This is a genomic window from Paenibacillus sabuli (genome assembly GCF_014705605.1).
GTDB classification, from domain to species: Bacteria; Bacillota; Bacilli; order Paenibacillales; family Paenibacillaceae; genus Paenibacillus_D; species Paenibacillus_D sabuli.
In genome coordinates, this window is record NZ_JACXIZ010000032.1 from 87886 (window position 1) to 102187 (window position 14302).

At 61.8% G+C, this 14302-nt stretch carries 8 protein-coding genes; 2 read left to right on the forward strand and 6 right to left on the reverse strand.

The genetic code is table 11. The features are described 5' to 3' along the window. Window positions 1-186: 186 nt before the first annotated feature. Window positions 187-513, reverse strand: a complete 327-nt coding sequence (locus IDH44_RS18070; protein WP_223869794.1) for a YqkE family protein — start codon at window positions 511-513, stop codon at window positions 187-189. A gap of 211 nt (window positions 514-724) precedes the next feature. Here IDH44_RS18070 and IDH44_RS18075 point away from each other — a divergent pair, with 211 nt between their 5' ends. Both IDH44_RS18075 and IDH44_RS18080 read left to right on the forward strand, forming a co-directional pair. Next, window positions 725-1714 (forward strand): polysaccharide lyase, encoded by a 990-nt coding sequence (locus tag IDH44_RS18075; protein ID WP_190920119.1) that lies wholly within the window; start codon window positions 725-727, stop codon window positions 1712-1714. 316 nt (window positions 1715-2030) lie between these two features. After that, window positions 2031-3290 carry a carbohydrate-binding protein gene (locus tag IDH44_RS18080; protein ID WP_223869795.1) on the forward strand — a complete coding sequence of 420 codons (1260 nt, stop codon included), beginning with the start codon at window positions 2031-2033 and terminating at the stop codon, window positions 3288-3290. Between the two features lie 400 nt (window positions 3291-3690). Here IDH44_RS18080 and IDH44_RS18085 read toward each other — a convergent pair whose 3' ends face one another. From IDH44_RS18085 to IDH44_RS18105, 5 genes are all read right to left on the reverse strand, one after another. Further along, window positions 3691-8952 (reverse strand): S-layer homology domain-containing protein, encoded by a 5262-nt coding sequence (locus tag IDH44_RS18085; RefSeq protein ID WP_190920121.1) that lies wholly within the window; start codon window positions 8950-8952, stop codon window positions 3691-3693. 162 nt (window positions 8953-9114) lie between these two features. Continuing rightward, window positions 9115-10725 carry an extracellular solute-binding protein gene (locus tag IDH44_RS18090; protein ID WP_190920123.1) on the reverse strand — a complete coding sequence of 537 codons (1611 nt, stop codon included), beginning with the start codon at window positions 10723-10725 and terminating at the stop codon, window positions 9115-9117. Between the two features lie 77 nt (window positions 10726-10802). Further along, window positions 10803-11669 (reverse strand): carbohydrate ABC transporter permease, encoded by an 867-nt coding sequence (locus IDH44_RS18095; protein ID WP_190920125.1) that lies wholly within the window; start codon window positions 11667-11669, stop codon window positions 10803-10805. 18 nt (window positions 11670-11687) lie between these two features. Beyond that, complete coding sequence (locus tag IDH44_RS18100; protein ID WP_223869796.1) at window positions 11688-12593, reverse strand: ABC transporter permease; 906 nt, start codon at window positions 12591-12593, stop codon at window positions 11688-11690. Window positions 12594-13232: 639 nt separating this feature from the next. Then, on the reverse strand, window positions 13233-14222 hold the full coding sequence (locus tag IDH44_RS18105) for a Gfo/Idh/MocA family protein (RefSeq protein ID WP_317890208.1): 990 nt from the start codon (window positions 14220-14222) through the stop codon (window positions 13233-13235). Between the last annotated feature and the right edge of the window lie 80 nt (window positions 14223-14302).

Here is a 14302-nt window from a genome sequence, read left to right on the forward strand (position 1 = left end):
TCTGCAACGCGCTCCAACGAGCCGTCACAGGATCCGCGAATGGTCTGTGGCTATACGAACGCGTACCCTCACATGCTTAGGCTCCAAACTGCGCGGCGCCGTTGGCAACAGTCAGACCGGATCGGAGCTTCACGAGGGCGGCAACCGGGGCAGTGAGAGATACCCGACTCGCATCCCCTCGTCCGCTCAGGACTTGTGCTTGCCCCAATCCGGATCGCTATTGTCGAGCAGATAGGCAAAGTCGTTCTCGCGCCGCTTGCGCTCCGCCTCGCGCTCGGCCCGGGCCTGCTCGCGCACCGCCTCCTGCTTGCGCGCCTCCTCTTCCTTGAGCTGCGCCGCTTGGTTGCTTAGCTTGTTGAGCGTATCGGCGCTCAGCAGGTCCTTGAGCGTCGCGCCTCCGCCCGAGCCAAGCGACTCGCTCGGTCGCTTATCGCCCCGATCGTTACTCCCCTGCGCTCGCGTGCGTTCGGGGCCCTGATGTCGTTGTGCTCGCGCTTGCTTTTTCTTACCCAATGCAATCACCTCTACCCGCATTATAGCATGCACGCCCCGTTTTCAAAGTCGAATGCTGTAGATTCCGCTCGATTGATATGCCATTTTTTTCTTCGACATAGTATAATGATTTTATCACGATGGAGAAACTTGACATATCCCACTATCCTGCATCCACTCGCGCGAGCTCACGCTAAGGCTGCGCCCATCACCCGCCAGGAGGTACACACAGATGAAAAGGATGAGACGAGCCGCCCTTGTACTGCTAACCTCGCTGCTCGCAGGAGGAGCCGCGACGCATGCCGCCCCGCTGGTCAATACGTTCGAGCGCCCGGAGGCGGACAAGCCTTACGCGCTCGCCGAGTGGGCGGCTGACGGCTGGAACGCGCCGTGGGAGCTCGGCATGGATGCCCGCACCTTGATTGATACCCGTTACGCCAACAGCGGGGACCAGTCGCTGCGCGTCTTTTACCCGCAAGGCAAGTTCGACCCGCAAGATTCCGGGGTGCTGGCGCCGTTCGCGCTTGAGCCCGGTCAAGAATATTACCTCTCCTACTGGGTGCGCTTCGACGAGAACTTCAGCTGGGGGACGACGTCGTACGCCGGCAAGCTCGGACTCGGCCTCTCGGGCGGCGGCGCCTGCTCGGACGGCGAGACCTGCACCGGCTACAATGGCTTCAACTCCCGCATCAGCTGGCGCAGCGGCGGCCAGGCCGCCGTCTACTATTATGATATGGGCAACCACAGCAACTACGGCCAATATGTCGCCTTGCAGCTGGAGGGCGAGGACATCTACTATCCGAAGGACGAATGGATCAACATCGTGCAACGGCTCAAGGTGAACACCGTCAAGGGCGGCCATGCTTATCCGGACGGCGAGATTCAGGTCTGGTACAACGGGGAATCGGCAGCGCACATTACCGACCTGCGCTTCGTCCGCAATCGGGACAAGGTCGACACCGCCTACTTCTCGACCTTCTTCGGCGGCGCCACCGCGGCCTTTGCGCCGGCCGGCGATTCTTACGCCTGGTACGACGACATCACGGTATCCGCCGATCCGGCCGACATTTGTGAGCTTCGATCCGAGGGATGCCCGGCTGATCCGGACCAGGTTCGTTCGGACCAGGCTCTTCCGGAGCAAGTTCTGCCGGAGCCATTTTTTTCGGACCACGCTTCCGCCCGCGCCGTCTTTTCAGCATTTCTACATAAAATCTTAAAATAAAGCAAGGCCCAGCCCATCTGAAATCCCCAAATCTGCATACAATTGCAAAACTGCCTTATCGAGCAAATCTGCATCTCATGCTACGCTCTAGATGCGCGTACACACACCTCGTTTACGGACCACGCGTCCGGGACGAGGTGTGTTTTTTCTTGCGCATACGGCCCGCCAAATCGCTAAAGAAAGGAGAGGATGCCGGCACCGGCTCAAGCCATCGACAGGAACCTGAAAGGCCAGAACAGCAAGGTCGTCCATGAGGACCAAGTGAGTGTCGTTGCGTGAAATCCTGTAAGTCCAACTTCGCACAGGAGGTAGGTAAATGATGAAAACGATAAAGCGCGTCTTGATGTTGTGCATGATCTCGCTCCTCGCCGGAGCCGTCGCGGTCAGTGCCGCGCCGCTGGTCAATACGTTCGAACGCCCGTCCGCAGGCGGCCCGTACACGCTCAGCGAGTGGGCGACGGACGGCTGGAATGCGCCTTGGGATCAAGGGATGAGTACGCGCACGATGATCGACAGCAATTATGCGCACAATGGCGGCAAGTCGCTGCGCGTCTTTTATCCGGAGGACGAGGTCGGACCGATCGATTCCGGCGCTCAAGCACCGTTCGCCCTCACCCCCGGTCAGGAGTATTATCTCTCCTATTGGGTGCGCTTCAGCAACGACTTCAGCTGGGGCACGACGGAATTCGCAGGCAAGCTCGGTCTCGGTCTGGCGGGCGGGGCGGCCTGCTCGGGCGGGCAGGTCTGTACCGGGTACAACGGCTTCAGCTCCCGCATCATCTGGCGCAGCGGCGGTCAGGCCGCCATCTATTACTACCACATGGGCAACGGCGGCCAGTACGGCGATTACAGAATTCTGAAGCAAGGCGGCAACGATATTTATTATCAGAAGGGCCAGTGGATCAATATCGTCCAGCGGCTCAAGGTCAACACCGTCAGCGGCGGCAACGCCAACCCCGACGGCGAGATCCAGATCTGGTACAACGGCGTATCGGCGGCCAATATCACCGGCCTGCGCTTCGTACGCAATTCAGACAAGGTCGACAAGGCTTACTTCTCCTCCTTCTTTGGCGGCGCCACCGCATCATTCGCACCAGCCAACGACTCCTACATCTGGTACGACGACATCAAGGTGTCCACCACCCCGGCCGACATCTGCGAGCTGAGCTCCGGCGGATGCTCTAGCGGACCGTCAATCTTCCGTGAGGCCGAGAACTATACCTACATGTCCGGCATCATGACCGAGCCGACGCCCGATGTCGGCGGCGGACTGAATGTCGGCGGCATCGACGCCGGGGACTGGGTGGCCTACGCGGGCATTCCCATCACCAGCGGGGGCACGTATCTCATGGAATACCGCGTCGCCTCGCCCAATACCGGCGGCAAGATCTCGCTCGATCTCGGAGGGGGCGCGACCGTGCTGGGCCACATTAATGTGCCGAATACCGGCAGCTGGTCCAATTACCAGACGATCTCGCACCAGGTCCAGATCCCGGCCGGCACGCATCAGTTCGGCATCTACGCCGTCGCGGGCGGCTTCGACATCAATTGGTGGCGGCTGACGAAGGTGAACTAATGCAGGCGCTCCGGTGGCCGGAACGACTATAGCCGGTCGCCAGAGCGCCAGGCAGCAGCTACCTGCGCTCACAGCCTTGCGGCGCCGACGCGGGGGGCGTGGGTAACGATACGATTAGGTGCTGCTGCACTGATGGGCAGGCAGGCCGTGCGCCAGCCCCCCCCCCTTGGCGCACACCCAGCCGCACCGCAATAACGATACTTTCTGTCGCTATTGGACCAGCCAGCCGGATCGCCCAACTCATCCCAGTAGTGGTACGCCTATTGGTATTGTTGCTCAATGACGACTCGCCCCTCCATTCGCCCAAAGAGCCCTCGCGACCATGCATGGTCGCGAGGGCTCTTGCTTTTGTGCTGCCGGTTATTTTGGCGTGTTCGTCGATTGCGCGCTTGCTATTTCTCTATCTGCCTTCCATCTCGCCGCGATCCTCCAGCAGTCGCAGCACGACCGTGATCGCTTCCGCCCGGGAAGCCGGAGCCAGCGGGTCGAAGCGATTGCCCGGACGGCCGGTCATCAGACCGGCCCGCTGCACGAGCTCTACCGCAGCTCGCGCCCATGCCGGAATGTCGCTCGCATCGGTGAAGTCGCCCGACGGCCCGACTGGCTGTGGACCCGTCGCTGATTCATCCGTCCGCGTAGCCTCCATCGCTGCGCCATCAGTCAATGCTGCCCCTGCCGCTGCTCCATCCGCCGATGAGGCATCTGCCCCTGCGGCGTCCGCCTTCAGGTCGAGCGCTTTGGCGAGCACGACTGCCAGCTCGGCACGCGTGAGCGGCGCTTGCGGCTGGAAGCGGCCGTCCGCATAGCCGCCGACGAGCCCCAGCTCGGCAGCCAGCTGGGCCGCGTCCGCGGCCCATGGGGCAATGGCTTCGCCGTCGGCAAAGGCGGCCTGCGCTGACGGAGATGTCCCGTCCCCAGACGCATCGGCTTGGGATAGCGCAAGCATGGACCGCAGTCCATTGATCAGCATGACGACGAATTGCTGGCGCGTCACCGGCGCATCCGGCCGCACCGAGCCGTCGCCAAAGCCGCGCACAATGCCCGCTCGCAAGGCGGTCTCAATGCTGCGCTTGGCCCAATGGTCCTCCGCCAGATCCCGCACGACAGGCAGCGGGTCCGGATCGGACGGGTTGCCCGAATCACCGCCGATCCCGTCCTCGTCACCGGCGCCATCTTCCTCCGCAGAGTCGCTCGATTCGTCCGAGTGCTCCTGGTCGCCGGAACCATCCGAGTCGCCAGGTTCCTCAGTATCGCTCGGATCGTCGGAGTCGTGCGGGTCGCCGCCATTATCGGAATCGCCGGAATCCGGATCACCTCCATCATCCGAGTCTCCGGGGTCCGGACTGTCTCCATCATCGGAATCGCCGGGGTCGGCGGGATCCGCGGGATCGCCCCCGTCACCCGGGTCGTCTCCGGCCGGCGACTGGATCAGCACATACGCGCCGTCCGTCGTGAACGGCACGGTCTCGCCGTTCCAGCTCGCCGCCGTCGCGCCCGGCGCATAGACGACCGCCGTCACGCGCTCCACGCCCGCCTGCTCCGGCATCGTCACCCCGACAGTCGCCCCCGACAGCTCGGCCGTCGGGAGCGCGACCTGCTCGGCATCATACGCCGTGCCGTCCACGAGCGCATACTGCAGCTCGCCCGGCGCCTCCGACTCCCCGCCGTAGGCGAACAGATTCGTGCGGCCGTCCAGCAGCTTCACCTCCAGCCGGTCGTCCGTCAGCCTGCGCGCCGAAGCGATCTGGCTCCCCCCGTCGCCCAGCGGCTCCAGCACCGTGACGAACTGCGCGCTCGCCGCCTCGACCCGATTGACCACGACCGGCGAATACCGGCTCGGATCATCGGCTGTGCCCGGGGCCTCGCCGACGATCATCGTCGAAGGCGAATCCTGCGCGCTCGTCAGGCTGATCATGCGGAGTCCGTTGCCCGCCGTGGTATGCCAGGCTCCGCTCCAAGGGCCGGTCAGCTCCGCCGACTCGCCATCGCGGAAATACGAATACGCGTCTTCCGTGCCGAGCGGCGAATCCAGCTCGTCCAGCTGAACCGACGGATCAGACGTCAGCTCGCCGACGCCGTGCAGGATCCAGTCGTACTGGCGGCTCGTGTCCGACTCGAGCGCGAACAGGTCGATCATATAGTCCGGCGTCACGGCGACCGTGCGCTCGTAGCGATTCATGCCCGGATACGCCTTGGTCGCCGTATTGGTCATGCTGCCGAAGTCGTCCGACGGCAGATACAGCTTCGTCGGCTCGTAGATCTCGGCGCCGCCCGCGCTCGGGATCGCCTGCGTCTGCCCGTCCACCATCACCGTATTGTGCGGGAAGGTCTTCTTGTAATACGCCTCGTACATCGAGTGGCTGTACGGCGGAATCCCCGGGTCCGGCGCGAGACGCTCGCCCTGGCCGAACACATCCAGATGCAGCTTGTCCGGATGGCCGTGATAGCCGCCGTGCAGGCCGTAGTCCACCAGTGCGAACAATTGCTCCTCGCCCTCTCCTACACGAATGACGGAGTGGCCCAGCCCTTCGAAGTTCAGACTCTCCGAAGGCAGCTCGCCGCCGCTCGGGAGCACCGGCTTGCCGTAGAAGACTGCCTCCTCGCCCACGATCGCACTGCTCGCATTGCCTGCCAGCACGTGGCCGCCGCGCGGCCGGCCGAGCTCGCCGTACAACGTATCCAGCAGCGTCCCGTATATCGGGTCTTCATACTGCGCATAGACCGCCTCGTAATCCTTGGGCACCGTGTGCCCCGGCTTGCCCAGATGCGTCGGATACTTGCCCGAGTCGTTGCTGTTGATGATCCCCAGATCGGGATACATGTACTGCAGCGTCGCGTCGAACGTCTTCTTGAAGTTCGGATAGCCGAACAGATCGTAGCCGACATTCTTCAGCGACTGCGCATGCAGCAGCAGCGCCGACTGTGCGTAGAAGTGGTAGCCGATCGCCCCCTCGTACCAGAAGCCGTCGGCCAGCACACTGTTATCCATCTGATAGTCGAAGCCGCTGCGGCCGTTGACGGAGAAGTCCATCAGCTCCTCGTCCTCGAGCGCAGCCCCGACGGCTCCGATTGCGGCATTGTGCCACGTCTGCCAGTTGGACTTGCCGACGTCGTAGCCCTGCAGCGTCTGCGCCGACGCTGCGAATAGATTGCGCTCGATGCTGTGCGTCTCCTCGGCGCTCAGCAGTCCGCTCGGGGCGATCAGATCGTACGCCTGCACAAGCTTGATCATCTGTACCGCCTCGTCCAGCGTCTGGAAGAACAGCTTGCCGTACTGCGGCTGCACCGGGTAGCCCGGGTACAGCTCGGCGTAGCGGACGAGGATCTCCTTGGCCTTGGCCGCATACGGCGTCTCGCCGGTGAGCGCGTACACGAGCGCCAGCTTGCGCGCGGCCTCCACATTCAGCGTATGCGTGGTGAAGCGCCAGCCCGCATCGACCTCGTCCCCGGTATAGTATTCGTTATCCGTCGGACACAGATGGGCGTGCGGCGAATCATAGTCGTAGACGAGCGGCTCGTCGCCGCAGGCGAACCAGGTCGTCTGCCCGGCCGGCTTGGTCGGATAGTAGATCGCCTTGTTCAGCCACTCGTCGGCCTCGGCCCGGATCGCAGTCAGGTAATCGGCGGCCCAATCATAGGTCGCGACCTTGTCCCGGGCGTCGTCCAGCTCGGACTGCGTGAGCATGATGTACGGGTGCTGCATCGTCGGCACGCGCTCCGCTCCGACCTGCACCTCCAGCTCGAGCTTGATCTCCTTGCCGCCCGCGACGGGACGCACGGCGAACGTCGCCTGCGCGGTATCGCCCTCGGCCGCAGAAGCCGGCACCTGGACCTCGATGTCGAGATCTGTCTCCTCGCCGACCGCGACGCTCGCGGTCATCGCATCGTAGCTCGCGGTATAGCCCGCCCCGAATTCGGCCTGCGGCACGATCGCATAGGCCGTCGCTTCGGCGCCGATATTTTTCAGCGTGAAGCGATAGTGCAGCGTGCTGCCGGGCAAGGCGCTTTTTGTGATTTGTTTGATCGATGGCTCGACGACATTTTTGGCCAGCGCCAGACCGTCGAAGTAGAGCTCGTCGTCCGGGCTCGGCACAGGGTCGGAGCCGTACCACCCGTGATGGATGATGATCTGATTGAAGTTGTCCAGATCGGCCGAGCCCGTCGAATTGAGGAACTTGTTGTACGGGATCTCGATCTTCTTCCACCCCGTCCAGTCGACGAAGAAGGAGGTCATGAAGTAATCGAACGCCGGCGTCTCCGGAATATTCGCATCCAGGATGAAGTAGACCTTCTTGTTCGAGGCATACTCCGAGTACAGCCAGAATTCGACCTGATCGTAATCCTTCCACGGCGCGTCGAAGCCCGTCACATTGATCGCATTGGTCGGGTCCTGCCAATACCCCGACCGTTCCCCGAGCACGGCGCGCTCTGCAGTCGGCGTCGTGTTGGTCCAGCCGGCGAAGCCCTCCATGTCGCTGATCGGGTAGCTGGAGATGCCCGACAGATCGATCTCGTACGGGTGCGTCGTCACCTCGCTCGTCTTGCCGTCATACACGGCCTTGGTCACGAGCGTCGCCGATTCGTCGACGAGCACGGGATCGGTGTAGATCCGATAGGCCGCATCGTCTTCGCCTTCATAGCGATAGTACACCGCCGCGCCGACGGTGTCCGAGGTCAGGCTGACCTGCTTGGGCTCGGCGTAGGTGCCGGCGGGCGGCGCGGCGACGACCTCCTCCACCACATCGCGGTACTCGAACGTATACGTATACGTCGTCTCCTCGCTGTCCACGCCGCCGAGCCGCGACTTGGCAACGAGCGTCGTATCCTCGGTCAGCAGCAGCGGTTCCGTATACGGCTGGAAGTCCGCATCGAGGCCGAGCCGCTGGTAGTAGATCCGGCTCAGCGCCTGCGGCTGCGTCGCGCTGGAGAGCGCCACCGTCACCTTGTTGACGTATTGCCCGCTCGGCTGGTCCGCGACGACCGGATGGAGCTCGCCCTCGCCGGTCAGGCGAAAGTCGTCGAGGTAGACCTGCAGCTCCGGATCGAGCGTCGTGCCGCTCACCCCCGCCTGGTCGAAGCGAACGTAGTCGAGCGCGCCCCACGGCTTGACCGCGGACGAGCTGGACAGCGTCTTGACGACATCCAGCGGCACCTCGACCTGCTTCCAGCCGGTCCAGTCGAGCGGCATCCGATAGTAATAGTAATTGGATGAGTCGCCCTTCATGAAGAAGCGCAGCTGGATCGGCTTGTCCGCCTGACCGCCGGTGCGCGCCTTCGCCGAATACGCCCAGAACGAAAGCGTCGTGTAGCCGTTCAGATCGATATTCGGCGCCAGCTTGGGATAGATCAGCGCCGAGCCGGCGATCAGGTTCCCCGGATTGCCCGGATCGTCGATGGCGAGCAGCCATTTTTTCGAACCGTCGCCTTCCTGGATGTACGCCGGGTCCGAGTTGGCCACGAGCGCGATCCCGGCTGTGCCGACCGTATCGCCGGTGCTGTTCGTCGCCGAGTCCATGTCGTTGAGCGGCGCCGACAGCGCGATTGTGCCGGACGCGGCATGCGTAGGTTGCGGCCCTGCGACGCCTGCCGCGCCCAGCAGGCCGACCAGCATCGCGATGACAGTCAAGACGGAGATCCGCCTGGTGAACCGGATAGATGTCATGCTATACCCTCCCCATGTGTGAACGATACGTTTGTCTTCCCCGCTTACAGCACCAGCCCCGTTATCGCTAACGAGGCTGGCGGTAGATCGAGGCGGCGATGCATGCTGCGTTCGCCCGGTTGCGATTTGCGGGCGCGCAGCGCCGCTCCCGCATGACGGCTTTTACTGTACGGCAGCGAGCGCGCGCTCGTGCGCGGCCTTGTAGATGCCGAGAATTTCTTCGTAGCCGAGCTTCTTCTGCTCTTCGATGAAGGCGCCCCACTCGTCGAAGCTGCGCGTCCCCATGATGAACTTGGCGAAATTCTCGTCGCGGTGGCTGTTGAGCGCATCGCCCTTGGTGCTGATGATCTGCTGTTCATCCGGCGTGAAGGCCACGGATACCGGCTTCTCGCTGTCATACTGCGGCGCTTGCTCGTAGGCGGTCTTGAGCTCCGGCGAGGAGACCGAGATGTGCGCATCGTAGTCGAACCAGGCGTACGTGCCGTCCGTCGAGAGCCCGGTCTGCTTGCGCAGATCGGCGACATCCGCATAATCGGCGATGAAGGCGTCCCCTTCGTACGTCTCGCCCTCCTTGCCCCAGCTCACCATCTGACGGCCTTCCTCCGAGTAGAAGAAGTCCAGGAAGCGGACGATGTCGTCGATCTTGTCGGAGGTGGAGGCAATCATGAAGCCTTCCTCGCTGACCGCGGTGTACGCGTTCTCCTGCGGACCGCCCGCCCAGCCGGCCGGCGGCGGCATGAAGTTCATCGAGAACGCCGGATTGTCCGCGCGCAGCGCCGAGTTGAAGAAGTCGATCCGGCCGATGTAGTCTAGCGTGATGAAGGCGCGGTCCGTGGAGACGATATCCTGCCACATCTTTGTGTCGATGGTCAAGAAGTCCTTCGGAATGAGCTCTTCCTTGTAGAACTTGTTGAAGTATTCCAGCATCTTCATGTAATCATCCTGCACGGGCGCATAGATCCACTGCTCGCTGGCCTGGTCGAAGAGCACGCTCGCCTTGGCCACTTCTACCGGAGCCGGCACGCCGAAGCCTGCGCCGAAGTCCAGGAAATTGCGCAGCCCGCTGCGGAAGGTAAGCGGATAGCTGTCCGGGTACTCGGCCTTGAGCGTCTGCAGCACCTCATACAGCTCGTCCCAGGTCGACGGCGTCTGCAGCCCGAGCTCCGTGAAGACGTCCTCGCGGTACATCCAGGTGCGGCGATTCGTCTCGCCGATGCCGCCGTTGGGCGTCATGTACATCTTGCCGTCGGCGGAGATCATGTGCTGCGTCTCGGCCGGGTATTCCTCCATCCACGCCTTGAAGTTGGGCATCTGATCGACATAGTCGAGCAGATTGACCAGGGCGCCCTGCTGGCCGAATTTGTCTGCGGCCGCCTTCGTCTGGATCCACATCAGGTCCGGCATCTCGCCGGAGGCAATCGCCAGGCTGACGGCGTCCTCGAGCAGATTGCCCGAGGGCAGTTGCACATCGAGCGTGACGCCCGTGTTTTCCTTGATGAAGTCCCATACCGGCCAGTCTTCGTTGTACGGCCAGCTCGGATTGCTGTAGTTGAGGAAGGTGAAGGTCTGCTCCTTGAGCGGTTCGCCGCTCCCTGCGTTCTCGCCCCCGGTATTGCCGGACCCCGCGTTGACGGCATTGTCGTTGCCTGCTCCGTTGGTGTTGCCGCCGTTGCCGCCGTTGCCGCCGTTGCCGTTGTTGCCGCCGGAGCACGCCGCCAGCACCAGGCACAGACCGAGTACGACCGCCAGCATCATCGATGTTCTTTTTTTCATGCTTTGCCCTCTCTCCCTTTGCATACGTTTTTCTTTCCCTTTCCCCTGCTATAGGTGCACCCTTATAGCTTTCTATTTTAACCTTTGACCGACCCGATCAGCGCGCCTTTGGCAAAATACTTCTGCAGGAACGGGTAGATCAGAAGGATGGGAACCGTCGTCACGATAATGGTCGCGTACTTGAGCGACTCGTCGATCAGCAGGTTGTCGCCGCCGATGTTGCCGGCGCCGTTGGCGCCGCCGGAGCCCTGCAGCACCATATTGCGAATGATGACCTGCAGCGGCAGCAAGTCCGCGTCGCGCAGATAGAGCAGCGCGGAGAAGAAGTTGTTCCAGATCGCGACGCCGTAGAACAGCCCGATCGTCGCGAGGATTGCCTTGGACAGCGGCAGCACCAGTCGAAAAAAGATACCGATGTCCGTGAGGCCGTCGATTTTGCCCGATTCCTCGACCTCCTGCGGCATATTCGTGAAGAATGTGCGCATGACGATCAGATTCCAGGAGCTGACCGCCGTCGGCAGGATCATCGCCCAGATCGTGTCGATCAGGTTGTAGCTCTTGACGACGAGGAAGGTCGGGATCATGCCGCCGCTGAAGAACAGCGTAATGACGACCATGATCATGAAAAAATTGCGGAACAGCATCGTTCGCTTGGAGAGCGCGTAGGCGCCCGCCGCACTGACGAACAGCGAGATGAACGTGCCCAGCACGGTATACAGAATCGTGTTGCGGTATGCAATGCCGATATCCGGGTTGTCGAACACAGAGGCGTACGTATTGAGCGAGAAGTCCTTGGGCCACAGGAACACCTCGCCCTTGAGCACCGGCACCGGGCCGCTCAGCGAGACGGCAATCATATAGATGAACGGATACAGGGCCGAGACGACGACGCCTAGCAGCACCAGGTAGATGAGCGCGTCGAAGACGTTGAATTTATGTTTCATAACGGGCTTGCTCCTTTCCTACCAGAGGCTCGTCTCGCTCACGCGGCGGCTGATCCAGTTGGCGCTCAGAATGAAGGCCAGGTTGATCACGCTCGTGAACAGATCGATCGCGGTGCCGTAGCTGTAGTTCATCGCCTGTATCCCCGTCCGGTAGACGTACGTGCTCAGCACGTCGGCCGTGGAGTAGATCGACGGATTGAGCATGAGCAGCACCTTTTCGAAGCCGATGTCCAGCAGCTGCCCCATGTTGAGTATACAGAGGATGATGATCGCCGAGCTGATGCCCGGCAGCGTCACGTGCAGCAGCTGATGCCAGCGGCTCGCACCGTCGACCCGCGCGGCCTCGTACAGCTGCGGATCGATCGCGCTGAGTGCGGCTAGATAGATGATGGTCTCCCAGCCGACATGCTGCCAGATCTCGGAGAGCACGTACAGCGAGCGGAAGTAATTCTCGTCCTGCATGAAGTTGATCGCGTCGGCGCCGAACCACTCGACGATCTGATTGACGAGCCCGTTGCTCGGCGACAGGAACAGGAACATCATACTGACGACGACGACATTGGAGATGAAATGCGGCAAGTAGCTGACCGATTGCACGAACCGCTTCAGCACCTGCTTGCGCACCTCATTGAGCAATAAGGCGAGAATGATCGGCGCCGGAAAGCCGAACACGAGCCGGTAGAAGCCGAGCAAAATCGTGTTTTTCACCAGCTTCGGAAAATCCGGGCTCTCAAAAAACAGCTTGTAGTATTTGAGGCCGGACCAATCGCTCTCCCACACGCCCTTGAACGGGTTGTAATCCTTGAAGGAAATCAGAATCCCGAACATCGGCACGTATTTGAATAGGATGTAATACACGAGCGCCGGCAGAAACAACAACAACAAATATTTACTTCGGTTGAATCTTGCAAGGAAAAGTGACATCCCTTGTCCTCCTGTCTGCATTTACGGTGCGAGGTCTATGATGAATACAATACGAACCTCGCGCTTTTCGGACAAGCGTCCAAGCTTATAAAACGTAGCAATTCTTCATCTATCTGCGAATCGGACTAGTATCGCAAGAATTGCGAAGCGATTACCTGACATACTAACGTTAGTTTCGCCTTTCATCGTTTCACGTTTGCTGCATTTTCTTCATTCGCTGCTGCATCCTTTACGCGTTGTTGCATCCACTTCATACGCCGATCCAACCCGCTCCTCGACGCTCCCGCTCGGATCGACGTGTCCTCGCCTCAAGCGGCCGGACCGCCAAAAACTCCCAACGCTACACACCGCCCATTTGCATACGCTTTCATTTTACGTAGAACCGTGCACACAGACAGCCGCGAGGCTGAAGCTCCGCTCGACCGCGCCGTAACGGACATGGGAGCCGCTTAGCGTCGCTGGTTTCCATTACAACTGCCGCACTCTCCCACGCTGCGTCTGTCTGCCTGCTCCGGTCTACGCCGCGCCGCCTTTTGCATCTTCTGACACTCGCACACACGCCGGTCTGCCCGCATCGACAGTCGACATTCGATAATGACGGTCGCTTGCTCCACGCTTGCCCGGCAGATCCCCGTCGACTTAGCCGTTTACCTCGACCGCCTGGCCGCATGCGGCGGAGCGATACAGCGCTTCGACGGCTGCCACCACGCTGCGGGCATACTCCGCGTCTGCCTCTTGCGGCTCAGCGCCTTGCTCGAGTGCCGTGAGCAGATTGCGCAGCTGCAAGACGAGCGTCGGCTCTTGCTGCTCCGTCTGCACCGGGGCGTAGTCGCCGCCGTCGCTGATCCAGAGTCCGAGTCCGGTGCGCAGACGCAGGCTGCCGCGCGTGAAGTGCAGCTCCGTCTCGTCGATCGGCGCGCCCGGATAGCCCGATTGGCAGATGACCGCCGGGATGCCGCTTGCCGTGTGGCACAGCGCCGCCCCGCTGCCCTCGACGTCGCCGCGGCCGAGCGCATAATCCATAGTGGCATGGACCCGGACCAGCGGCTCGCCGGTCAGCCACTGGATCTTGTCGATGCAGTGCGCGCCCAGATTGGTGAGGATGCCGCCGCCCGCCTTGGCCCGCTCGAAAAACCAGTCCGGCCGCTCCGGCTTGTCATACGGCAGGTGGCGTCGCACGTTGATCATGACCAGCCGGCCCAGCTCGCCGCTGCGGATGTACGCCCTCGCCGCCGCATTGTCCGCATAATAATGCTGGGTATGGGCGATCGCCAGCGTCCGCCCCGCTGCACGCGCAGCGGCCGCAATGACCTCGCATTGCGCCGTATTCAGCGCCATCGGCTTCTCCAGCAGCACATGGCAGCCTTGCTCGAAAGCAAAGACCGACGCTTGCTCGTGCAAGTGATGCGGCAATGTCACAATCGCGATATCCGGCCGCTGCTCGCGCAGCATCGTCTCGTAATCCACATACGCTGCGATACCATAGGCTTCCGCCAGCTCCTTCGCCCGCTCGCTGCGAATATCCGCGATTGCGCAGGCCTGCGCATCCGGCAATGCCGCCATGGCTTCGAGATGGGAGGCTGCGATGATACCGCCTCCAATTATTGCAATTCGATAGCTCGCGCTCACTCGTCCTGCCCCCTTGCCCTTTCGATAACTGCTTGGATGCATCTTACATCTGTATCTGCTCGCGTTTTATCGTACCAGCG

Bases quoted from the DNA above. Each gene is read 5' to 3' on its own strand.
- IDH44_RS18075 (WP_190920119.1), top strand. From the start codon at position 725: ATGAAAAGGATGAGACGAGCCGCCCTTGTACTGCTAACCTCGCTGCTC.
- IDH44_RS18080 (WP_223869795.1), top strand. From the start codon at position 2,031: ATGATGAAAACGATAAAGCGCGTCTTGATGTTGTGCATGATCTCGCTC.
- IDH44_RS18085 (WP_190920121.1), bottom strand. From the start codon at position 8,952: ATGACATCTATCCGGTTCACCAGGCGGATCTCCGTCTTGACTGTCATC.
- IDH44_RS18090 (WP_190920123.1), bottom strand. From the start codon at position 10,725: ATGAAAAAAAGAACATCGATGATGCTGGCGGTCGTACTCGGTCTGTGC.
- IDH44_RS18095 (WP_190920125.1), bottom strand. From the start codon at position 11,669: ATGAAACATAAATTCAACGTCTTCGACGCGCTCATCTACCTGGTGCTG.
- IDH44_RS18100 (WP_223869796.1), bottom strand. From the start codon at position 12,593: ATGTCACTTTTCCTTGCAAGATTCAACCGAAGTAAATATTTGTTGTTG.